Annotated in this window: 17 protein-coding genes; 12 read left to right on the top strand and 5 right to left on the bottom strand. The window is 44.7% G+C overall.

The features are described from left to right. Positions 1 to 311 precede the first annotated feature (311 nt). From NBH01_RS22300 to rpiB, 10 genes are all read left to right on the top strand, one after another. On the top strand, positions 312 to 1,451 hold the full coding sequence (locus NBH01_RS22300; protein ID WP_234141709.1) for an aldose epimerase family protein: 1,140 nt from the start codon (positions 312 to 314) through the stop codon (positions 1,449 to 1,451). Positions 1,452 to 1,476: 25 nt separating this feature from the next. Then, a complete protein-coding gene (locus NBH01_RS22305) occupies positions 1,477 to 3,171 on the top strand; it encodes a sodium:solute symporter (protein ID WP_008766122.1) in 1,695 nt (564 codons plus the stop codon). A gap of 21 nt (positions 3,172 to 3,192) precedes the next feature. Continuing rightward, a complete protein-coding gene (locus NBH01_RS22310; protein WP_008760645.1) occupies positions 3,193 to 3,870 on the top strand; it encodes an NUDIX hydrolase in 678 nt (225 codons plus the stop codon). A gap of 5 nt (positions 3,871 to 3,875) precedes the next feature. Beyond that, positions 3,876 to 4,559, top strand: coding sequence for an L-ribulose-5-phosphate 4-epimerase (locus NBH01_RS22315; protein WP_008766123.1), 684 nt, complete (start codon positions 3,876 to 3,878; stop codon positions 4,557 to 4,559). Positions 4,560 to 4,595: 36 nt separating this feature from the next. Continuing rightward, positions 4,596 to 6,125, top strand: coding sequence for an L-arabinose isomerase (araA, locus tag NBH01_RS22320; protein WP_225693904.1), 1,530 nt, complete (start codon positions 4,596 to 4,598; stop codon positions 6,123 to 6,125). A 338-nt stretch (positions 6,126 to 6,463) separates the two neighbouring features. Next, positions 6,464 to 8,059, top strand: a complete 1,596-nt coding sequence (locus NBH01_RS22325; protein WP_250700313.1) for a xylulokinase — start codon at positions 6,464 to 6,466, stop codon at positions 8,057 to 8,059. 106 nt (positions 8,060 to 8,165) lie between these two features. After that, positions 8,166 to 10,574: a beta-L-arabinofuranosidase gene (locus tag NBH01_RS22330; RefSeq protein ID WP_234141710.1), complete on the top strand. Its 2,409-nt coding sequence runs from the start codon at positions 8,166 to 8,168 to the stop codon at positions 10,572 to 10,574. Positions 10,575 to 10,643: 69 nt separating this feature from the next. Further along, entirely contained in the window at positions 10,644 to 12,188 is a 1,545-nt protein-coding gene (locus tag NBH01_RS22335; RefSeq protein WP_072067590.1) for an alpha-N-arabinofuranosidase, read from the top strand. A 176-nt stretch (positions 12,189 to 12,364) separates the two neighbouring features. Continuing rightward, positions 12,365 to 14,374 carry a transketolase family protein gene (locus NBH01_RS22340; protein ID WP_008766126.1) on the top strand — a complete coding sequence of 670 codons (2,010 nt, stop codon included), beginning with the start codon at positions 12,365 to 12,367 and terminating at the stop codon, positions 14,372 to 14,374. Then, complete coding sequence (gene rpiB / locus NBH01_RS22345) at positions 14,374 to 14,808, top strand: ribose 5-phosphate isomerase B (protein WP_008766127.1); 435 nt, start codon at positions 14,374 to 14,376, stop codon at positions 14,806 to 14,808. The genes NBH01_RS22340 and rpiB overlap by 1 nt, the downstream gene beginning before the upstream one ends. Before the next feature lie 189 nt (positions 14,809 to 14,997). Here rpiB and NBH01_RS22350 read toward each other — a convergent pair whose 3' ends face one another. Next, on the bottom strand, positions 14,998 to 15,708 hold the full coding sequence (locus NBH01_RS22350; RefSeq protein WP_008766128.1) for a hypothetical protein: 711 nt from the start codon (positions 15,706 to 15,708) through the stop codon (positions 14,998 to 15,000). 52 nt (positions 15,709 to 15,760) lie between these two features. Next, a complete protein-coding gene (locus NBH01_RS22355; protein ID WP_008766129.1) occupies positions 15,761 to 16,606 on the bottom strand; it encodes a hypothetical protein in 846 nt (281 codons plus the stop codon). Positions 16,607 to 16,998: 392 nt separating this feature from the next. Between NBH01_RS22355 and NBH01_RS22360 the strand changes: the two genes are divergently transcribed. After that, a complete protein-coding gene (locus NBH01_RS22360) occupies positions 16,999 to 18,015 on the top strand; it encodes a uroporphyrinogen decarboxylase family protein (protein WP_074858555.1) in 1,017 nt (338 codons plus the stop codon). Between the two features lie 28 nt (positions 18,016 to 18,043). Next, positions 18,044 to 18,817 carry a vitamin B12 dependent-methionine synthase activation domain-containing protein gene (locus NBH01_RS22365; RefSeq protein ID WP_011107208.1) on the top strand — a complete coding sequence of 258 codons (774 nt, stop codon included), beginning with the start codon at positions 18,044 to 18,046 and terminating at the stop codon, positions 18,815 to 18,817. 213 nt (positions 18,818 to 19,030) lie between these two features. Here NBH01_RS22365 and NBH01_RS22370 read toward each other — a convergent pair whose 3' ends face one another. From NBH01_RS22370 to NBH01_RS22380, 3 genes are read right to left on the bottom strand one after another with little or no spacing between them, the layout of a single operon-like run. After that, positions 19,031 to 20,602, bottom strand: coding sequence for a sodium:solute symporter (locus NBH01_RS22370; protein WP_048696538.1), 1,572 nt, complete (start codon positions 20,600 to 20,602; stop codon positions 19,031 to 19,033). A gap of 28 nt (positions 20,603 to 20,630) precedes the next feature. Continuing rightward, entirely contained in the window at positions 20,631 to 22,439 is a 1,809-nt protein-coding gene (locus NBH01_RS22375) for a cobalamin B12-binding domain-containing protein (RefSeq protein ID WP_008760633.1), read from the bottom strand. 9 nt (positions 22,440 to 22,448) lie between these two features. Continuing rightward, entirely contained in the window at positions 22,449 to 24,695 is a 2,247-nt protein-coding gene (locus tag NBH01_RS22380; RefSeq protein ID WP_234138576.1) for a glycoside hydrolase family 31 protein, read from the bottom strand. Positions 24,696 to 24,711 lie beyond the last annotated feature (16 nt).

A 24,711-nucleotide genomic window follows, 5' to 3' on the forward strand; every position in this document is an offset into this window, starting at 1 on the left:
GATAGAAATCGCCAAGAAGTTCAAGCTGATAAGGACTAAAGGTCATGTCACTCTTTTTCATCTTTTATTCATTTTAGTTGATACTTATAGTAGTCAACCAAATCCAGGGTAAGACAAAATATAGAAAGAGAAAATGCAATATAACGATCCCGCTCCGAAGACAGGAACATGCGATAGTTTTATACGTAACAGTAAAGTTCTTATCCTTTTATGTTGCACAACATATAAGAGTGTATTTGATACACCAAACAAAAGTGTTACTTTTACACCCAAAATAAGATAAGCATCTCATTTACATTAAAAATAAAACCATGAAAAAACATTTTCTACTTGCAGGAATTGCCGCGCTGATGCTTGCCGCGTGCAATAACAAGCCGGCTTCCGAGCTGACTTTATCCGGTCTTGACCCGGCAAAATTTCAAACAGAAGTGAACAATGCCCAAACAGCTCTTTATACCTTAAAGAATAAGGCGGGTATGGAAGTATGCATCACTAACTTCGGCGGACGTATCGTGTCCATCATGGTGCCCGACAAGAACGGCAAGATGCAGGATGTAGTTTTAGGTTTTGACAGCATTGCTGATTATATTAATGTACCCAGTGATTTCGGTGCTTCTATCGGCCGTTACGCCAACCGCATCAACCAAGGGCGTTTTGTACTGGACGGAGATACCATCCAACTGCCGCAAAACAACTTCGGCCACTGCCTGCACGGAGGCCCGAAAGGATGGCAATACCAAGTATACGAAGCCAACCTTATCGATCCGACAACACTGGAACTGACTCTTATCTCTCCGGACGGTGACGCGAATTTCCCCGGAAATGTGACTGCTAAAGTAACTTATCAACTGACAGATGACAACGCCATCGACATCAAGTACAGCGCTACTACCGACAAAAAGACAATCATCAACATGACCAACCACTCTTACTTCAATCTGGCTGGTGATCCGTCAAAAACATCGACAGACAACATCATGTATGTAAATGCAGATTACTATACTCCGGTAGACAGCACCTTCATGACAACCGGCGAAATCGCTCCGGTCAAAGATACTCCGATGGACTTCACTACTCCGAAAGCGGTAGGCAAAGATATCAAGGATTACGACTTCGTCCAACTCAAGAACGGCAACGGATATGATCACAACTGGGTGCTCAACACCAAAGGTGACATCTCGCAGGTAGCTGCCAGACTGACGTCTCCCGAAACCGGAATCACATTGGAAGTATATACCAACGAACCGGGTATTCAGGTATACACAGGTAACTTCCTCGACGGAACCGTAAGCGGAAAGAAAGGCATCGTTTACAACCAACGTGCTTCTGTCTGCCTCGAAACACAACACTACCCCGACAGCCCCAACAAAGCCGACTGGCCGTCCGTTGTGCTGGAACCGGGACAAACGTACAACAGCGAATGTATCTTTAAATTCTCGACAGAGAAATAATATTAACTTATAAATCAAATTTATTGTGGAAGCATTAGATTGGCTAGTAATTGGAGTCTTCTTTTTGGCTCTGATAGGTATTATTGTTTGGGTAGTCAGACAAAAACAAAATGACTCGGCAGATTATTTCTTAGGCGGACGTGACGCAACATGGCTTGCGATCGGTGCCTCTATCTTCGCATCAAACATCGGTTCGGAACACTTGATCGGACTGGCGGGAGCAGGAGCTTCAAGCGGTATGGCGATGGCTCACTGGGAAATTCAGGGATGGATGATCCTGATTCTGGGATGGGTATTCGTACCTTTCTATTCACGAAGCATGGTATACACGATGCCGGAATTTCTGGAACGCCGTTACAATCCTCAGTCACGTACCATCTTATCGGTCATTTCTCTGGTAAGTTATGTATTGACCAAGGTAGCAGTGACAGTATATGCCGGCGGACTGGTATTCCAGCAAGTATTCGGCATCAAGGAACTCTGGGGAATCGACTTCTTCTGGATTGCCGCTATCGGACTGGTTGTTCTCACTGCACTATATACGATCTTCGGTGGTATGAAATCGGTACTTTATACTTCTGTACTTCAGACTCCGATTCTTCTGTTAGGTTCGTTGATTATCCTTGTGCTCGGTTTCAAAGAACTGGGAGGCTGGGACGAAATGATGAGAGTGTGCGGTGCTGTGACGGTAAACGATTATGGTGACACCATGACCAATCTGATCCGCAGCAACGATGATGCGAACTTCCCTTGGCTGGGTGCACTTATCGGTTCTGCCATTATCGGTTTCTGGTACTGGTGTACTGACCAGTTCATCGTACAACGTGTACTTTCCGGAAAGAATGAAAAAGAGGCTCGTCGCGGTACTATCTTCGGCGCTTACCTGAAGCTGTTGCCTGTATTCCTGTTCCTGATTCCGGGTATGATTGCTTTCGCATTACATCAGAAATATATCGGTGCCGGTGGCGAAGGTTTCCTCCCAATGCTTGCCAATGGTACTGCCAACGCTGACGCTGCCTTCCCTACTCTGGTAGCTAAATTGCTTCCTGCCGGTGTGAAAGGTCTGGTAGTATGCGGTATCCTCGCTGCCTTGATGAGTTCGCTGGCTTCACTGTTCAACTCATCTGCCATGTTGTTTACAATCGATTTCTACAAACGCTTCCGTCCGGAGACTCCGGAAAAGAAACTGGTGGGTATTGGTCAGATAGCAACTGTAGTGATCGTAATCCTCGGTATTCTCTGGATTCCTATCATGCGTAGCGTAGGTGATGTACTTTATACTTATTTGCAGGACGTTCAGTCTGTATTGGCTCCGGGTATTGCCGCTGCCTTCCTGCTGGGTATCTGCTGGAAACGTACTTCCGCACAAGGTGGTATGTGGGGATTGATCGCCGGTATGATCATCGGTCTGACTCGTCTGGGTGCCAAAGTATATTACAGCAACGCAGGTGAAGTGGCAGATTCTACCTTCAAATATTTGTTCTACGATATGAACTGGCTGTTCTTCTGCGGATGGATGTTCCTGTTCTGTATCATCGTAGTCATCGTAGTCAGCCTTGCCACGGAAGCTCCGACAGCTGAAAAGATTCAGGGACTGGTATTCGGTACGGCAACGAAAGAACAAAAAGCGGCTACTCGCGCAAGCTGGGATCACTGGGATATCATTCATACAGTAATCATCCTTGCTATCACAGGTGCCTTCTACTGGTATTTCTGGTAATTAAATAAATTCATTCAAACGATGAAAAACTATTACAGTTCGAATCCTACCTTCTATCTCGGTATCGACTGCATCATCTTCGGTTTTAATGAAGGCGAAATAAGCCTGCTGCTGCTGAAGAGAAACTTCGAACCGGCAATGGGCGAATGGTCACTGATGGGAGGATTCGTGCAAAAAGACGAAAGCGTGGACGACGCTGCCAAACGTGTACTGGCTGAACTTACAGGTTTGGAAAACGTATACATGGAACAGGTGGGAGCCTTCGGCGCCATCGACCGCGATCCAGGCGAAAGGGTAGTTTCGATTGCCTACTATGCGCTGATCAACATCAATGAGTACGACCGCGAACTGGTTCAGAAGCACAATGCTTACTGGGTAAACATCAACGAACTCCCCGCACTGATTTTCGACCATCCGGAGATGGTCGATAAAGCACGGGAGATGATGAAACAGAAAGCATCTGTCGAGCCTATCGGATTCAATCTGTTGCCGAAGCTGTTCACACTGTCCCAACTGCAAAGTCTCTACGAAGCTATTTACGGCGAACCGATGGACAAACGGAATTTCCGCAAGCGTGTCGCAGAAATGGACTTTATCGAAAAGACGGATAAAATCGATAAACTGGGTTCCAAACGGGGTGCAGCCTTGTATAAATTCAACGGCAAAGCCTACCGCAAGGACCCGAAATTTAAATTATAATCAATATGCTGGAAGAACTGAAAGAAAAAGTATTTCATGCCAATCTCGAATTGGTAAAGCATGGATTAGTCATCTTTACATGGGGAAATGTTTCTGCCATCGACCGTGAAACGGAACTGGTAGTCATCAAACCCAGTGGAGTCAGTTATGATGATATGAAAGCGGAAGATATGGTAGTAGTGGACCTGGATGGCAAAGTCGTCGAAGGACGGCTGAAGCCATCCTCAGATACTCCTACTCACGTGGTACTCTACAAAGCATTCCCCGAAATCGGCGGAGTGGTGCATACCCACTCTACTTATGCTACCGCATGGGCGCAGGCCGGTTGTGATATTCCCAATATCGGGACAACTCACGCTGACTATTTCCATGATGCAATCCCCTGCACAGCGGATATGACGGAAGCTGAAGTAAAAGGTGCCTATGAACTGGAAACCGGAAACGTGATCGTAAAACGTTTCGAAGGCCTGAACCCTGTACATACACCGGGAGTATTGGTCAAGAATCATGGTCCTTTCTCTTGGGGAAAAGACGCACACGATGCCGTACACAATGCAGTAGTGATGGAACAAGTTGCCAAAATGGCAAGCATTGCTTATGCCGTGAATCCCAATTTAACAATGAACCCGTTGCTGGTAGAGAAACACTTCAGCCGCAAGCATGGTCCGAACGCTTACTACGGACAATAAAACGAGTAAAGATTATAAATTAAAAATTAAAACATTATGAATAACGTATTTGATCAGTATGAAGTATGGTTCGTAACAGGAGCACAGCTCTTGTACGGAGGTGATGCAGTAATCGCAGTAGACGCACACTCTAACGAAATGGTTAACGGTCTGAATGAATCGGGCAAACTTCCTGTTAAAGTAGTATACAAAGGAACGGCCAACTCTTCTAAAGAGGTGGAAGCTGTATTCAAAGCAGCCAACAACGATGACAAATGTGTAGGCGTCATCACTTGGATGCATACTTTCTCTCCTGCTAAAATGTGGATTCATGGTCTGCAACAATTAAAGAAACCATTGCTGCACCTGCATACTCAATTCAACAAGGAAATTCCTTGGGATACAATGGATATGGACTTTATGAATCTGAACCAGTCAGCTCACGGCGACCGCGAGTTCGGACATATCTGTACCCGTATGCGCATCCGTCGCAAAGTAGTGGTAGGCTACTGGAAAGAAGAAGAAACATTGCATAAGATTGCTGTCTGGATGCGTGTTTGCACAGGTTGGGCAGACTCTCAGGATATGCTGATCATCCGTTTCGGCGATCAGATGAATAATGTAGCCGTAACCGATGGTGACAAGGTAGAAGCAGAACAACGCATGGGCTATCATGTAGATTATTGCCCGGCAAGCGAGCTGATGGAATATCACAAAGATATCAAAAATGCTGATGTAGATGCTTTGGTAGCTACTTACTTCAATGACTACGATCATGACGCTTCTCTGGAAGACAAATCAACCGAAGCTTATCAGAAAGTATGGAATGCTGCCAAAGCCGAGCTTGCTCTCCGTGCTATCCTCAAAGCGAAAGGCGCCAAAGGATTCACTACCAACTTTGACGATCTGGGTCAGACTGACGGTAGCTATTTCGATCAGATTCCGGGACTGGCTTCTCAACGCCTGATGGCAGAAGGCTACGGATTCGGTGCTGAAGGTGACTGGAAATCGGCTGCTCTTTATCGTACTGTATGGGTAATGAATCAAGGACTTCCGAAAGGCTGTTCATTCCTCGAAGACTATACACTGAACTTTGATGGTGCCAACAGTTCTATCCTACAGTCACATATGTTGGAGATCTGTCCGCTTATCGCAGCTAACAAGCCTCGTCTGGAAGTACACTTCCTCGGCATAGGTATCCGTAAGAGCCAGACTGCCCGCCTTGTGTTCACTTCAAAGACAGGAACAGGCTGCACCGCAACTGTAGTGGATATGGGTAACCGTTTCCGTCTGATCGTAAACGATGTAGAATGTATCGAACCGAAACCACTTCCGAAATTGCCGGTTGCTTCCGCACTCTGGATTCCGATGCCTAACCTCGAAGTAGGCGCAGGCGCATGGATTCTGGCCGGTGGAACTCACCATTCTTGCTTCTCATATGATTTGACAGCAGAATACTGGGAAGATTATGCAGAAATCGCAGGCATCGAAATGGTACATATCAATAAAGATACGACTATCAGCTGCTTCAAGAAAGAACTGCGCATGAATGAAGTATATTATATGCTGAACAAAGCGCTTTGCTAAAAACCAATCACTGAGTTCACTTTTAAAAGTCGGTACCATCTCCATTCTCCTCCTTCGGGAAGGAGGAGTGGTCGAAGACCGAGGTGGTAGGAAAAAGGATGTGTATTCCTATTTTACTGTAAATAACAGAGTTATGTATTCACCTACCACCTCCCCCTACAGGTACTCCTCCTTCCCGAAGGAGGAGATTGGAGATAGAATCGACTTTTTAGTTACATACAATATAGATACTGGTGACTTTTAATTCAACCCGAATTAAAGACACTTCCGGCTTTTGAAAGTAGACTCAGTTTTTGTTCTCCACACTTATTGTTATACCTTAAAATATCGGTTTCAACATGAAATTAGATGCAAAATCAACCATCGAGACAGGTAAAGCCATCCTTGGCATAGAACTCGGTTCTACACGAATAAAAGCTGTTCTGATTGACCAGGAAAACAAACCTATCGCTCAAGGCAGCCACACTTGGGAAAATCAACTGGTCAACGGGCTTTGGACTTACAGCATTGATGCCATCTGGTCCGGACTGCAAGATTGCTACGCCGACCTCCGCTCCAACGTGAAGAAATTATACGACACAGAGATCGAAACACTGGCAGCCATCGGTGTCAGCGCCATGATGCATGGTTACATGCCTTTCAATGAAAAAGAAGAAATCCTCGTGCCTTTCCGCACTTGGAGAAATACCAATACAGGCCGTGCTGCGGCAGAATTATCCGAATTATTTGTCTATAACATCCCTTTGAGATGGAGCATTTCTCATTTGTACCAGGCTATTCTGGACAACGAAGCGCACGTCAAAGACATCAAGTTCCTGACAACTCTTGCAGGTTATGTACATTGGAAAATAACAGGCGAAAAGGTGTTGGGCATTGGTGACGCATCGGGTATGCTCCCCATAGATCCGACTACCAACAACTATTCCGCCGAAATGGTGGCCAAATTCAACAATCTGATTGCTTCGAAAGAATACAGTTGGAAACTGGAAGACATTCTGCCCAAAGTATTGTCGGCTGGTGAAAATGCCGGTGTCCTCACACCGGAAGGCTGTAAAAAGCTCGATGCATCCGGTCATCTGAAGGCAGGAATACCGGTCTGCCCGCCGGAAGGAGACGCAGGCACCGGCATGGTAGCAACCAACGCCGTCAAGCAACGCACCGGCAACGTATCGGCAGGTACTTCTTCTTTCTCTATGATCGTATTGGAAAAAGAGTTGTCGAAGCCATACGAAATGATCGACATGGTCACCACTCCCGACGGAAGCCTCGTAGCCATGGTACATTGCAACAACTGTACTTCGGATCTTAACGCATGGGTCAACCTGTTCAAAGAATACCAGGAACTTCTGGGTATACCTGTAGATATGGATGAACTCTATGGCAAACTTTATAACATTGCCCTTACCGGTGATACCGATTGCGGTGGTCTCCTCTCCTACAACTACATTTCAGGCGAACCTGTTACGGGACTTGCCGAGGGAAGACCTTTGTTCGTACGTTCGGCCAATGACAAGTTCAACCTTGCAAACTTTATGCGGGCTCATTTGTACGCCTCAGTCGGAGTTCTCAAGATTGGCAACGACATCTTGTTCAACGAAGAAAAGATCAAAGTCGACAGAATCACAGGTCACGGAGGATTGTTCAGAACCAAAGGAGTCGGTCAAAGAGTACTTGCAGCAGCCATCAACTCGCCCATATCTGTTATGGAAACAGCCGGTGAAGGCGGTGCATGGGGAATTGCCCTGCTGGGTTCTTACCTGGTAAACAATAAAAAGGGTCAATCTCTTGCCGATTTCCTGGATGAAAGTGTATTTGTCAGCGATGCTGGTGTCGAGGTATCACCCACACCCGAAGATGTAGCCGGCTTCAACACATACATCGAAAGCTACAAGGCAGGTTTGCCTATAGAAGAAGCAGCTGTCAAACTTAAATAATTGACAAATGACAGTTGACAATTGACAATTGGCTGCGCTATTATAACCTGCACAGTAATTGTCATTTGTCAATTGTCAATTGTCAATTCTATTTTATCCTATTATCATGAAAACCACCTCGTTCATACTTGCCCTTATTATATCCATCTCCATCGGAAAAGCCCAGACGAACCATCAGGTCTCTTACTTTTCCCTTCAAGATGTGAAGTTATTAAGCAGTCCTTTTCTGCAAGCTCAACAGACTGATTTACATTATATCTTAGCTCTCGACCCGGACAGATTATCAGCTCCTTTCCTTCGCGAAGCCGGACTGACACCCAAAGCCCCAAGCTATACCAACTGGGAGAATACAGGACTGGACGGTCACATCGGCGGACATTACCTTTCCGCACTTTCCATGATGTATGCCGCCACCGGAGATACGGCGATATACCACCGCCTCAACTATATGCTCAACGAACTACACCGTGCACAGCAAGCTGTCGGCACAGGATTTATCGGAGGAACACCCGGTAGCCTCCAACTTTGGAAAGAAATCAAAGCAGGTGACATTCGTGCCGGAGGCTTCAGCTTAAACGGCAAATGGGTACCCCTCTATAATATACACAAAACGTATGCCGGACTGCGGGACGCTTACCTGTATGCTCACAGCGATCTGGCACGTCAGATGCTGATTGATCTTACCGACTGGATGATTGATATTACTTCCGGTCTTAGCGACAACCAAATGCAGGATATGCTCCGCAGTGAACACGGCGGCTTAAATGAAACGTTTGCGGATGTAGCGGAAATAACAGGCGATAAGAAATACCTGAAACTGGCACGCCGTTTCTCTCATAAAGTCATTCTCGACCCGCTTATCAAAAACGAAGACAGGTTAAACGGAATGCATGCCAACACACAAATTCCTAAAGTAATCGGATACAAACGGGTAGCCGAAGTTTCAAAGAATGACAAAGACTGGAATCATGCAGCAGAATGGGACCATGCAGCCCGTTTTTTCTGGAATACCGTAGTCAATCACCGTTCCGTGTGTATCGGCGGGAACAGCGTACGCGAACATTTTCATCCATCGGACAACTTTACGTCTATGCTGAATGACGTTCAGGGACCGGAGACTTGCAATACTTACAACATGCTCCGGCTGACCAAAATGCTTTATCAGAACTCCGGAGACGTTGACAACTCCAACAAACCGGACCCACGTTATGTAGATTATTATGAACGTGCACTCTACAATCATATCCTGTCATCACAAGAACCGGATAAAGGTGGATTCGTCTACTTTACTCCGATGCGTCCCGGACATTATCGGGTATATTCGCAACCGGAAACATCGATGTGGTGCTGCGTCGGTTCAGGCTTGGAAAATCACACCAAGTATGGTGAATTTATTTATGCGCATCAACAAGATACGCTTTACGTCAATCTTTTTATTCCTTCACAACTGAACTGGAAAGAACAAGGCGTTACATTAACGCAGGAAACTCTCTTCCCCGATGATGAAAAAGTTACCTTACGAATAGACAAAGCCGCTAAGAAGAAACTGACATTAATGATTCGTATACCGGAATGGGCAGGAAATTCAGAAGGGTATGAAATCACCATCAACGGTAAGAAGCACCTTTCTGACATACAGGCGGGAACCAGTACATACCTTCCCCTCCGGCGTAAATGGAAGAAAGGAGATATGATCACCTTTCATCTGCCTATGAAGGTCAGTCTGGAGCAGATTCCCGACAAGAAAGATTACTATGCTTTCTTATACGGTCCCATCGTTCTTGCAGCTTCTACAGGAACAGAAAACCTTGACGGCATCTATGCAGACGACAGCCGCGGCGGTCACATTGCCCACGGCCGGCAAACACCTTTGCAAGAGATCCCGATGCTGATCGGGAATCCCGATTCTATCCGCCATTCTCTTCACAAACTGAGCGGAAGCAAACTAGCTTTTAGTTATGATGGAAACGTTTATCCGACACAAAAGAGTAAATCACTGGAGCTTATTCCGTTCTTCCGCCTGCATAATTCCCGTTATGCCGTTTATTTCCGCCAAGCCAGTGAAGAACAGTTCAAAACGATTCAGGAAGAAATGGCTACAGCCGAACGGAAAGCGACCGAACTGGCGAACCGGACAGTTGACCTGATCTTCCCCGGTGAACAGCAACCGGAATCTGATCATAGCATTCAATATGAAGCTTCCGAAACCGGAACCCACAAAGACCGTCATTTCCGCCGGGCTAAAGGTTGGTTCAGCTATAACCTGAAAATAAAAGAAGAAGCAAGCCAGCTTATGATCACCGTACGGCAAGAAGACCGTAACAAAGCAGTGATCCTGCTGAATAACGAAAAACTGACCGTTCATCCCACTGTGAGCAAAGCCGACAAAGACGGTTTTATCAGACTCTGTTATCTCCTGCCCCGTAAATTAAAAGTAGGAAGCTGCGAGATTCTTTTTAAGCCGGACGGAACAGAATGGACCTCTGCCGTTTATGAAGTACGCTTACTGAAGTAACCGTAAGAACAAGAGAATGATCATCGTAAAAATCAAACTTCTATATAATCATTTAAACAAATTCCATTTATGAAAGCAAAACTATTAGTCAGCACGGCCTTTCTGGCAGCCTCGGTATCTCTTTCTGCACAAAAAAGTGCTACCATCACTGTACATGCCGACCAAGGCAAAGAAATTATCCCGAAGGAAATCTACGGCCAATTTGCCGAACACCTGGGTTCATGTATCTACGGTGGTCTTTGGGTAGGCGAAAATTCGGATATTCCTAATATCAAAGGATACCGCACGGACGTATTTAATGCATTAAAAGACTTGTCTGTTCCTGTTCTCCGCTGGCCGGGCGGCTGCTTTGCAGACGAATATCACTGGATGGACGGTATCGGTCCCAAAGAAAACCGCCCGAAGATGGTGAACAACAACTGGGGAGGAACGATTGAAGACAACAGTTTCGGAACACACGAATTTCTGAACCTTTGCGAAATGCTGGGCTGCGAACCATATATAAGTGGAAACGTAGGCAGCGGCACGGTAGAAGAACTCGCCAAATGGGTGGAGTACATGACTTCCGACGGTGATTCTCCAATGGCAAATCTGCGTCGCAAGAATGGCCGAGACAAGGCATGGAAAGTAAAATATCTCGGTGTAGGAAATGAAAGCTGGGGATGCGGCGGCAGCATGCGTCCTGAATATTATGCCGATCTGTATCGCCGTTATTCTACTTATTGCCGTAACTATGACGGTAATCATCTGTTTAAGATAGCCAGTGGTGCCAGTGATTACGACTATAACTGGACGGATGTACTGATGAATCGTGTCGGTCACCGGATGCAAGGTCTATCCTTACACTACTATACAGTTACAGGATGGAGCGGCAGCAAAGGTGCGGCAACCAAATTCAACAAAGATGATTTTTACTGGACGATGGGCAAATGTCTTGAAGTGGAAGATGTCATCAAAAAACATTGCGCCATCATGGACAAATATGATAAAGACAAGAAGATTGCCCTTTTGCTTGACGAATGGGGCACTTGGTGGGACGAAGAACCAGGAACGGTCAGAGGTCATCTGTATCAGCAAAACACATTGCGTGATGCCTTCGTTGCTTCTTTAAGCCTCGATGTATTCCACAAATATACCGACCGTCTGAAAATGGCGAACATTGCTCAGATAGTCAACGTTCTGCAATCTATGATCCTGACTAAAGACAAAGATATGGTACTTACTCCTACTTATTATATATTTAAGATGTACAAAGTGCATCAGGATGCAACCTATCTTCCACTCGACCTGACTTGCGAGAAAATGAACGTACGCGATAACCGTACAGTTCCCATGGTCAGCGCAACAGCTTCTAAGAACAAGAACGGAGTGATCCATATTTCTCTCTCCAACGTAGATGCAGACAACGCACAGGAAATCACAGTCAATCTTCCGGACGTAAATGCCAAAAAGGCGATTGGAGAAATCCTGACTTCTGCTAATCTGACTGATTACAACTCTTTCGAAAAACCTAATATTGTAAAACCGGCTTCCTTCAAAGAGGTAAAAATCAATAAAGGAATTATGAAGGTAAAACTACCGGCTAAGTCAATTGTTACTTTAGAGTTACAGTAATCTAATAGTAAATACTTACTGTATTATAAACAAGAAGGCTGTTAAAAAGCCTACAAAAAAGATAGCTCTTTTGGATGGTTAATTACACATAAAGAGCTATCTTTGCCAACATTATGAGAAATATGCCAAGTAATTGGCACATTGACAGACTAGCAAATCTATTAATTATTAAAGATATGAACGATAATAAACTTATGAATCGTGCAGCGGATAACATCCGTATTCTTGCTGCTTCAATGGTTGAGAAAGCCAATTCCGGTCACCCGGGTGGCGCCATGGGTGGTGCTGACTTTGTAAATGTACTCTTCTCTGAGTTTCTAGTATACGATCCTGAAAATCCGCGTTGGGAAGGTCGTGACCGTTTCTTCCTTGATCCGGGTCATATGTCTCCGATGCTCTATTCTACATTGGCATTGACAGGTAAGTTCACTTTGGACGAACTAAAAGAATTTCGCCAATGGGGAAGCCCTACTCCGGGACATCCGGAAGTAGACATCATGCGTGGTATCGAAAATACTTCCGGTCCGCTGGGACAGGGACATACTTTCGCTGTAGGTGCCGCTATCGCAGCTAAATTCCTGAAAGCACGCTTCAATGAAGTAATGAATCAGACTATTTACGCATACATTTCCGATGGTGGTATTCAGGAAGAAATCTCTCAGGGTGCCGGACGCATTGCCGGTGCATTGGGACTGGACAACCTGATCATGTTCTACGACTCCAACGATATTCAGCTTTCTACAGAAACGAAAGATGTAACCGTTGAAGACACTGCCATGAAATATGAAGCATGGGGATGGAACGTACTCAGCATCAATGGTAATGATCCTGACGAAATCCGTGCAGCTATCAAAGAAGCTCAGACAGAAAAAGAGCGCCCGACTCTGATTATCGGTAAAACCGTTATGGGTAAAGGCGCACGCAAAGCAGACGGTAGCAGCTACGAAGCCAACTGTGCTACACACGGCGCTCCACTCGGTGGCGACGCCTATGTAAATACAATCAAGAATTTGGGTGGCGATCCTGTCAATCCGTTCGTGATTTTCCCGGAAGTAGCCGAACTGTATGCAAAGAGAGCAGCAGAATTAAAGAAAATCGTAGCTGAAAGATATGCAAAGAAGGCCAAATGGACCAAAGCCAATCCGGAACTGGCAGCTAAACTGGAAGCATTCTTCTCCGGCAAAGCTCCTAAAGTAGACTGGGCTGCCATCGAACAAAAAGCAGGTACTGCCACTCGTGCCGCTTCTGCAACTGTTCTGGGTGCTCTTGCAATGCAGGTAGAAAATATGATCGTTGCTTCTGCCGACCTTTCTAACTCTGACAAGACTGACGGTTTCCTGAAGAAAACTCATTCTTTCAAGAAGGGCGATTTCAGCGGTGCATTCTTCCAGGCCGGTGTATCTGAATTATCAATGGCTTGTATCTGTATCGGTATGTCACTTCACGGTGGTGTGATCGCTGCTTGCGGTACCTTCTTCGTATTCTCCGACTATATGAAACCTGCCGTACGTATGGCTGCTCTGATGGAACAGCCTGTGAAGTTCATCTGGACTCATGATGCATTCCGCGTAGGTGAAGACGGTCCTACTCATGAACCGGTAGAACAGGAAGCTCAAATCCGCCTGATGGAGAAACTGAAAAACCACAAGGGACACAACTCTATGTTGGTACTTCGTCCGGCTGATGCGGAAGAAACGACTATCGCATGGAAACTTGCCATGGAAAATATGTCTACTCCGACAGGTCTGATCTTCTCCCGCCAGAATATCGCCAACCTGCCTGCCGGAACTGATTACGAACAAGCAGCCAAGGGTGCTTATATCGTAGCCGGTTCAGACGAAAATCCGGATGTAATCCTGGTAGCTTCAGGTTCCGAAGTGTCTACTTTGGTAGCCGGTACAGAGTTGCTTCGCAAGGATGGCGTAAAAGTTCGTATCGTATCTGCACCATCAGAAGGTCTGTTCCGCAGCCAGTCTAAGGAATATCAGGAATCAGTTCTTCCGGCTGATGCCAAGATATTCGGTCTTACTGCCGGTTTGCCTGTCACTCTTCAAGGTCTGGTAGGTTGCCACGGCAAAGTATGGGGATTGGAATCTTTCGGTTTCTCTGCTCCTTACACAGTATTGGATGAAAAACTTGGATTTACTGCCGAGAACGTATATAATCAGGTAAAAGCAATGATTTAATGAAAACAATTGGATTAGCATGCGACCACGCCGGTTTTGAACTAAAAGAATATGTTCGCGGCTGGCTGGAAGTAAAAGGCTGGGCTTACAAAGATTTCGGAACCAACTCTGCCGCAAGCGTAGATTATCCGGACTATGCCCATCCGCTGGCCCTAGCAGTAGAATCGGGTGAATGTTATCCCGGTATTGCGATCTGCGGCAGCGGAAACGGAATCAACATGACTCTGAACAAGCATCAGGGAATACGTGCTGCTCTTTGCTGGAATGCAGAGATCGCACATCTGGCCCGTCAACATAATGACGCCAATATTCTCGTGATGCCGGGACGCTTCATCAGCACTGAGGAGGCGGACATGATATTGACAGAGTTCTTCTCAACACAGTTTGAGGGGGGACGCCATCAAAATCGTATTGATAAGATTCCGGTAAAATAATGCCTGAAAATCTATAAAAATAAGGTGGAATATTTAATAAATATCCCACCTTATTTTTAAAACATGAGGCTCAAGGAATATATAACCATAGTCTTTGTCTTCATTTTCCTTCTATATCTTTCTCAAGTTAAAGCCATCTACTATAACACATCTGTTGAAGAAGATTGCTATATACACTTATGACTAAGTTTACCATTGAACAATGTAATAAGACAATCCTATTTCCAAAGAGGGAACAATTAAATGAAATTTTTCACGAGGGCGTATAGACAATTCACCTATACTGGTATTTTTGTGAAGTCCTTTAATTTTAGCATACAAACAATTCACACCCAACCTAATTCCCAAGCGGGAGTCAAAAGCATATTCATAAGCAATCCCCATATTGCCTCCCACTGTCGAACATGTTGTATTATAATTCTCCAACTGCGATATTGTTCCCTTACTTCTATAATTAACATATCCAATACCAGCACTCACATACATAATCCCATCCAAAAATCCAGCCTGCCGTTTAATAAAAGAAATCTGCGGAGCTACATAATAGAACGATTTTTTTTCATTGATTCCCGATGATAGCACTCCATCATGTTTCTTTGTACCATTACTATAGTCATAATAAAACAATCCACATCCTATATTACTGTAAGGGGTATAAGTCATCAATTGTATTGAAGAAACAAAAGGAACATCATTTTTATTATTTCCTATATACCAAGAGCTGCTTCCATTTTTTTGTATACCAGTAAAACCAATCCCTAACCCGACATCCAAGATATATACTCGTTTATATGACTCGTTATTAGTTGAAACATTCAGTGAATCTTTCTGAGCATACAAAGAGTTGATACTGAACATCAAAGATATTAATCCCACTAGCAGGCATTTGTTTTGTTTCATAATAAGTGTGTTTAATAAAAAGAGAAAAAACGAAAGCTCCCTTAATCAATCATCATTTTGTTTCAACCCACAAAAATTTGCTATTTTCAGCAATAGCTATCATAGTTTTTAATCGAGAAACAGCTGATACATCTAAAGATGAAGCATCAATTTGGGCATATACTTGTTTAGTATAATCACGAACAGTTGATTTATCATCCATATTCACTAAACCATTAATATAACTCTCTACAAGCTGAAATTCAGATACTCGCTGAGGAAATTCTTGCTTCATTAAATTCATCAGTTGATCAACAGAAGTACTTTTCTTAACCAGATCCATTATTTCCAGCAATCTTGTCTGAAGCAACAGGGGCATTTCTTCTGTATATCCATAACTTTTCAATTTTTTGTTAGTAGAATTATATAAATAATAATTAGAAAAAGTACCATTAGCTATTACGGGATCTTCCCTCATCATATTATATATTGTCTTATTATGATCATTTCCAATTATTTCATAAGGTCTTAACGGAGCATCGTATACCTTCCAATTTGAACTCAAATGCCACCAATTTCTAGGAAGATCATCATCTGAAGCCGCACAAATAAGTGAGAATACAACAGCCGTAATCAAGCCACCTCTAGGTGTTAAACCTTTATTTACTCCCCAACCATAACCCCAAGCATCTCCTACAAGAAAACGCTTTATTCGATTCCAAAAGGGACCACGAGTCTGTATTTTATTAGCATTCAAGGTTTCTATAAAGTCTATTAACTCTTGAATTTCAACATCTTGTGTTTTTTCTTGATTTTGTTGTGTATTTATAACAACATCATTTGAGTTTGAACAAGAATAAAAACAATTCATTACAAGTAGTAATGAGACACAAAATACAATTTGCTTAATCGTCTTCATAATTTCAATTTTTAAAGTAGGTACTATTAAAGAATTACATTGCATCATTTTTCTATTTGCCATTATACCAAAAGAGAACTATATGATACTAATTTAACACCAAATATATTCGTTATTTTTGTAACGTCCAACTTATTATCGCATAAAGTGTAATAATTTCATCCTCTCCAGTACATTATCCGCCGAGATATTTTATATAATATGCCATTAAGATCAATGAAATGTTCAGTCTAAAATCCTTCACTTACGTTGATTCTAGTGCGTAAAATATCATAGATACAATTATGACACATAGTTTTTTATAATAATCATCTATTTTTTATGCAAACTTCAAGATTACAAAAGAACAATAATATCGTCTTACTATATGACGAAGTTAAAAAACAGAAGTTATGGGTAAACTGAATATGAAAGACTGGATCGGTCAGACGATCCTAAATAAAAAGGTCATTTCCATTCCTATCATGACACATCCGGGCATCGAGCTTATCGGAAAGACGGTTCATGATGCAGTAACGAACGGACAGGTGCATTATGAAGCAATCAAAGCGCTCTGCGACAAATATCCTGCTGCTGCCGCAACGGTTATCATGGATTTAACGGTAGAGGCGGAAGCATTCGGAGCCGAAATTATATTTCCGGAGAATGAAGTACCAAGCGTATCCGGTCGTTTGCTTGCAGACGAAGCTGCCATTGATGCCTTGGAAATACCAGCACTGAATAAAGGAAGGATCGCGCAATATCTCAAAGCGAATATGCTGACTGCAAAGAATATCACAGACCGTCCGGTGCTGGCTGGTTGTATCGGTCCTTATTCATTAGCGGGACGCTTGTATGATATGTCCGAAATCATGATGCTGATTTATATCAATCCCGAAGCAGCCAACACTTTGCTCCACAAATGTACCGATTTCATTATTCGATACTGCATGGCCCTGAAAGCGACCGGAGTGAATGGAGTGGTAATGGCGGAACCTGCTGCCGGATTATTATCCAATGAAGATTGCCTGCAGTATTCTTCTGTATTCGTAAAAGAAATAGTTGAGAAGGTTCAGGATGATCATTTCACCGTTGTACTTCATAATTGCGGGAATACAGGAAATTGCACCCAGGCTATGGTATATACGGGTGCGGCAGCCTATCATTTCGGAAATAAAATCAACATGGAAGAAGCATTGAAAGAAGTTCCTGCCGATGCTCTTGCGATGGGTAATCTTGATCCGGTCAGTCTTTTCAAGATGTCGAGTCCGGAGGAAATGAAAAAAGCGACTCTACAGTTATTGGAAGCCACTGCCGCATATCCGAACTTCGTTCTGTCGAGCGGTTGCGATATACCGCCATATACGCCATTAGCTAATATAAATGCTTTTTATACAGCATTGGAAGAGTTCAATGAAACTCGAAATTAGGCTGTCATTCAGATAATGTCAATTAATAATGATTGAGCAAGAACTCACTTATCAAGACTTACGAATCCCATCGTCCGAAATTTATGAAGCAATGGGATACAAAGATTCTATACCGGATCAGATGGTAATAGATGAGACTAATACGTTGCTAAAACGGGTTATTCCCCTGCTTCGCCCTCGGTTCGCATTCTTCTTTATGGAAGGTACACTTGATATCGAAAAAGAGACTCTTAGCGTACAAAGCATCCATCCACCCACTGTCAATCCTATACAAGACACCATTCCCACACGGAGCCCTGAGCAAAACACTTTTTCTACACAAAGTAAAAGTACCGTTTTCTCTGTTGGTAAAACCATCGCCCGTCAATTAAGAGGATCGGAAGCGTTTGTCTTTTTTGCAGCTACTGCCGGAACTGAGTTTGAGGTATTCCAGCATACGTTGCAACAAGAAGAAGATATGGTCAAAATATACATAGCAGACTCGTTAGGGAGTATTATTGCAGAAAAGACGGCTGATTGCATGGAAGTCGCTTTGGCTGAATATATACGGGAGAAGAACTGGAAACATACCAACCGATACAGCCCAGGATACTGTGGATGGCACGTTTCGGAACAACAAAAACTGTTCCCATTGTTCCCCATAGCTGCTCCCTGTGGCATCCGGTTGACAGATTCCAGCCTCATGGTACCCATCAAATCAGTTAGTGGCGTCATCGGAACGGGCACTAATGTCCGCAAGCTTGAATACACTTGTGGACTGTGCACTTACGAAAACTGTTATCGCAAAAGAAAACACAGATAAATTTGTGATCGGGGGCTTACTAAAAGTCGGTAGTACCACCATTCTCCTCCTTCGGGAAGGAGTGGTCGAAGACCGAGGTGGTAGGTGAAGAAATAAATTAATGATAATAAACAAGTTATATAATTACCTACCACCTCCCCCTACGGGTACTCCTCCTTCCCGAAGGAGGAGACTTAAGATACTATCGACTTTTTAGTCAGCTTTATATCTTCTTTAATGGCCATTAAAGAAGATATAAAGCCCTATCATAGTTACGATAAGCAACCCCCATAAGATAAGTACAATGCGGGCAGGCTTTTCTTCGATCTTCTCCATATTCAATATTGCCGTCTGAGGAGTCTTATCCAATAGACTGACAACTACCATCCCTATCCCGATAATAACGAACAGATAGAAGGATAATAACATAAAATGAGGCCATGCAGAATATTGATCCGCAGGAAATACCCATAGATACAATACACCTACTCCTATACTGAATACCGTCCCCACTGTCAGGGCAGCGTTAGCAGCCAACGTAGTCGTACGCTTCCAGAAAACGCCAAAAAGGAAAACTGCCGCCATAGGAGGTGCAATGAATCCCAATACAGACTGGAAAACATTGAATAAATTCAATCCGTGAATGCTGTCAATGGCAATCGTTATGATTACCGATATCAGAGCACCGGCTACCGTCACCACTTGTCCGACCCAGATGATCTCCTTCTGCTTCGCCTGCGGGCGAATCTTCTTCACATAAATATCCATTGTAAACACGGTACTCAAAGCATTCAATGCCGATCCGATAGTACTGACAAGCGCGGCAGTCAACACAGCCAACACCAGCCCCACCATCCCGACAGGAAACAAATGGGTTACCATCGTCATATACGCCTCATCGGGATTCTCCAACTGCGGAAACAAGGCCAGACAGATGATACCCGGAAGAATATAAAGAGGAACATCCAGTATTTTGAGCCATCCGGTAAAGTTCGTTCCCAACTGTCCTTCTTTCAGACTTTTGGCTGCCAACACAGGCTGTACCATCGACTGATCCGTACACCAGAACCATACTCCCATCACAGGATATCCCAAAATAATCGGCAACCAAGGGAAAGCGGTATCATCATTCGGTCTGAACAGATTCCAGAAGTCTGCCGGAACGGCATCTGTCAGAGCCGATATACCACCAACTTTATAGATTCCTACAATAGCCAACGCAGCCGAAACAAGAATCAACAGGATCATCTGATAAACATTCGTGTAGGCAACCGCTTTCAATCCTCCGAGCATCGTAAAGAATGCGGATATGATCAGCAATATCAAAGCGGATTGCCACATCGGTATATCGAATACCTGACGAATCAGAACGCCACCCGCAAACAATGTCAATGCCAGCCAGGAAATCAAGATTGTAACAATCGTATACCATGCCAAGATATTACGGGTAGACTGTCCGAACCGCTTTCCCATAAACTCCGGCAAGGTGGAAACACGAGAACCCAAGTAACGGGGAGCGAAAACAAAAGCAAGCAGGCATATAAAAACGAAGGCATACCAGGCATAATTGCCCGAAACGATGCCGGTAGTAAATCCGGCACTGGCAGAAGCTATCAACATAGACGGCCCCACATTAGTCCCCCACATGGAGAATCCGATATGGTGCCATCTCAAAGAATGTTCCGCCAAAAAGAGACTGCTCCCCTTCTTTCGTTTGGAACTTGCCCATATACCAATGGCGATAAGAATCAGAAAATAGGCAATCAGAATGCCCCAATCCAGTGTGTCTAAGAATTTCGCATGCATAATTCAAGTATTAACAATTAAAATATTCTTAATCTCTTTTCCCCATCAGCACTTTGGCGACCGCCACGGCAGTATTAGCATTATCACTATACCCGTCAGCACCGATTTCATCGGCAAATCCCTGACTCACGGGTGCTCCTCCGATCATCACTTTCACCTGATCGCGGATCCCCGCCTCTTCCAATGCCCGAATCACATCCTGCATATAAGTCATAGTGGTAGTCAGCAAGGCACTCATACATAAGATGTCCGCTTTGTTTTCCTTCACCGCTTCAACAAACTTGTCGCAAGTGACATCAATACCGATATTAATCACTTCGAAGCCACAACCTTCCAGCATGGAAGCCACGAGGTTCTTTCCAATATCATGCAAATCTCCTTTTACAGTACCGATCACAATTTTCCCGATAGTAGCAGATGCATTCCCCGCCAGTAAAGGTTTCAAAAGTTCCAAAGCTCCTTTCATGGCACGCCCCGCCATGAGAAGCTGAGGAACAAAGGCCTTGCCGTCCTGAAAACGCTGACCGACTTCGCCCATAGCCGTAATCATATAACCATTGATAATATCCTGCGGGAGTACCCCGGCAGCAATGGCATCCTTTGTAACTTCAACAGCCGGTTCCAATTTTCCGGCTACAATGGCATCATACAAAGGTTTCATCCGATCCTCTTCCTGAGACTTTTCTTCTCTGATCCGAATACTTTCCTGTGCATTATCCTGTTCTCCAACGGGTTGATTCGTGTGAACATCTGCAGACACAGACGAAGAAGAGCCGGTATATTCCTCAATGATTCTCATTGCCTGCTCCACTTCCCTCTCATTGTGGAAATCCATTTCCAGATGCACTCCGTCTGCCCCGATATGGTCCAACAAAGGTTTCAGTTCCTCCAGAGTCACCCAGCAAGCCATTACGCTCTTGCCTCCTGCCAGTATCTTCTTATATAAATCGTACCACTTCGGAGAACCTCCCTGCGGCTCGCCGACACCGGGCGTCCATTGGATGGCATTCAGTTCTTCAATCTCCAGCAAGGCGGGAAGGTGATGCATCGCTCCCACTCCATCAAGATGATAGAGCGTATAATCGATTTTCTGACATTGCTCACGAATAAACGGCTGCACAAAACGACGATAATCATCCTGACTGATCATGGTAGAAATATCGCTCTGCAACTTACTCATCTTGCCCGGAGCCCATGAAGAGAAATAGCAGAATGCCATTTCATCCCCTTCACGGATAATGTCGTAGAGTTCATCAAAGACTTTAAAATAGATGTCATTGATCTGCTGCATCTGTTGCTCCAGCACTTCGGGTTGCATCACCGTATCCAGCAATACCATATCCGTACCTTTCAAAGCCGCCAATACATCCAGTCCTTCCATCAGGTCGGGCATACCAACAAAGTAGTTTCCGTTGGCTTTAGCCTTACAGGCTTTCAGAAGTTCTTTATGCAAGAGCCAGTTCGGATGTTCGGGATTGAATACGATCTCATCATTAAAGTTCGGATCGGGATGTATCCAGATCGTATCTTCGCCTCCTTCAAACACTCCGCCCAGAATAGCAGCCAGTGAGCCGGGACCCAACTGAGTATTTGCAACAGGCAGCATATCCGCCATCAGACTACTGTGAGCGACATACCAATCCAGATATTCCGCCCGCCATTGAGGGTCGAACCACTTCTGCGACAAATCCCTTGCCGGAGCAGGTGGAGCAATGTCGGCGTGCGGTTTCACGCCTTCCTGAAAGTGTTCCCACATAGAAAGAATAATTCCTTTATGATTCCACCAATTTATATAACGCTGTTTCGTTTCTTCTAAGTTTGTTTTCCAAGTTTTCATCGCTATTCTTTATTTAGTCCAAAATCCTTTGTAATTATGATCTATGCGCAAGGCAATACTTTTGCTTAAATCCATCTCGTCCGTACAATTCACTTCCTTCGGATAAATCGGGATAACGGCATTCTCACGCACATAAACAGGCATCTCTTCCAAGGGCACATACACCTCTTTCAGCCAGCGTCCGCCTTGCAACCGTTCGCCGGTAAAGAAATTCACCCACTGTCCTTCGGGGAGATAAATGTCGCGACGGTTTTCGCTATTCATCACCGGAGCTACCAGGAAATCATTGCCGAAGTAATATTCGTCATCGATATGCCAGCAGAGTTTATCTTCCGGATGATGCAGGATGAGTGCCTGTAACAATGGCCAGCCACTTTCTACTGCCAGTTTACTTTGCTCTATGATGTAGGGAATCAACGAGTAGCGCAGTTTCCACCACTTCTTCACCAGCGGGGCGATAGCCGGATAATGCCAGGGTTCCCGCTTATTGGTTCCATGATAACGGATGTGTGAGGTGAACACTCCAAACTGGGTCCAGCGCATATAGACGTCATCCGCTACGATTGAGTTCATAAAATTGGGCAAGGTATGGAATCCGGGGACATCATGGCTCCAGAAGGCAAAGCCCGATAAACCGAAGTGCAGGCCTCCTTTGAGTGAACCGGCCATGCCATCCCATGAACTGCAGGAGTCACCTCCCCAGTGCAACGGATAACGCTGGCAACCCGCCCAAGCGGCACGTGCCCAGACAATGCCGTCCCCTGTTACCTCCTTTGTTATTTCGTAAGCTGCTTTCTGATAGAGCAAGGCATACAGGTTATTCAACAGTTCCGGTTTCATGCCCTTGTAGACAGCATCCATGTGGATATTTTCTCCGAAATCGGTTTTAATACAGGTGACTCCCATATCCAGAAGTTGCTTTAATAACCCCTTGTACCATTCGGTTGCCTTCGGATAAGTAAAGTCAATAGTACCCGCATAATCCAGAGCCGAGAAGTTGGAACCGTCCGTATCCTGCTGCTTCGTTAGCGGAGCTATATACTCATTCGCCTTTGCCTCTTCGATCTGTTCCGCATCTTCAGCAACATAAGGTAACTGCCATAGGGACACACGATAACCGTTCTTCTTCAATCTCTGAATGAATCCTTTCGGGTCGGGAAAACGTTCCTCGTTAAACTTCCATTCACACAGCCAGTCGGTTCTGAACCATCCGGTATCCAGATGGATGACATCGCAGGGATAATGTTCGGCACGCATACGGTCGCAGATCTCATTTACTTCGTCGGCACTGAAATAAGTCATCCGGCTCATCCACACTCCGAAACTCCAGAGAGGAGGCATCGAAGGATATCCGGTCAGGTCACGGTAGCCGCGGAGTATCTCTTCCATCGTATCGCCGGCAATGACAAATGCATCCAGCATAGCCTGATCGCTCAGGAACTGTACGGAGCGGGTGGAATGTCCCGCCAGCGAAAGTTTGCTGTGGGCGCAGGTATGGTAGAAAGTCCCGTACATCCGGCTGGAGAGATAGAAAGGTATATTCTTATAGGTACGCCGGTTGTTTACTCCCTGCCCGTCCTGGTTCTTGAGGAAAAGCGTCTGTCCGCTCAAGTCCATTTTGAAGAAACGCTCTCCGGTTCCTGCAAAGCATTCATCCGGCCGGCTCTCGAAAGAAAGGGTGGCACGTTCCTTTTTGCCCGTCCGTTTGCAGAAGGCAATGGGCAGTCCGTCATAGCGGGGAGGCGAGAAATGATCGTATGCTGCCAGGCGGATTTCCCGTTTGCCGTCAGGATACAGAGTGATGTCCAGTGTTTCCTGAGGATCGGGCAGTAACTCGCTCCATCGGTCCAAAGCCGGCTCTTCTACATTGATAGCGGCACGCTTCGTCCCGTCTTGGGTGAAAAGAATCCATTTGCCTCCCTGCTTCTCTACAGACAAAGGTACTCTGCGAATCCGTTCGCTGAATTGCAGCATTTCCGACTGATCTGTCAGTTCATATTCACCAAATCCAAGAAACAGACGGGTAATGCCGATATTATACTGGCGTATGATCAACGTATATTCTTCTCGGGGGACAGCCGTATCCGCAACCATATCATTAGCTAACAGCTGTTTTTGAAAGGGGACCGTGACACAGATATCCCCATCCTTTTCGTAAACGGCTGTCGGTTTACAGGCTTTCCAAAGTGACTCATCCCTTAATAACTCTGTATCGAAATCAAGGAAATCGAACAAATGGTAATTAGTAGGTTTCATTTATGATCTATTATTA

The organism is Bacteroides sp. B1-V-101 (genome assembly GCF_023656585.1).
Lineage (GTDB): Bacteria > Bacteroidota > Bacteroidia > Bacteroidales > Bacteroidaceae > Bacteroides > Bacteroides thetaiotaomicron.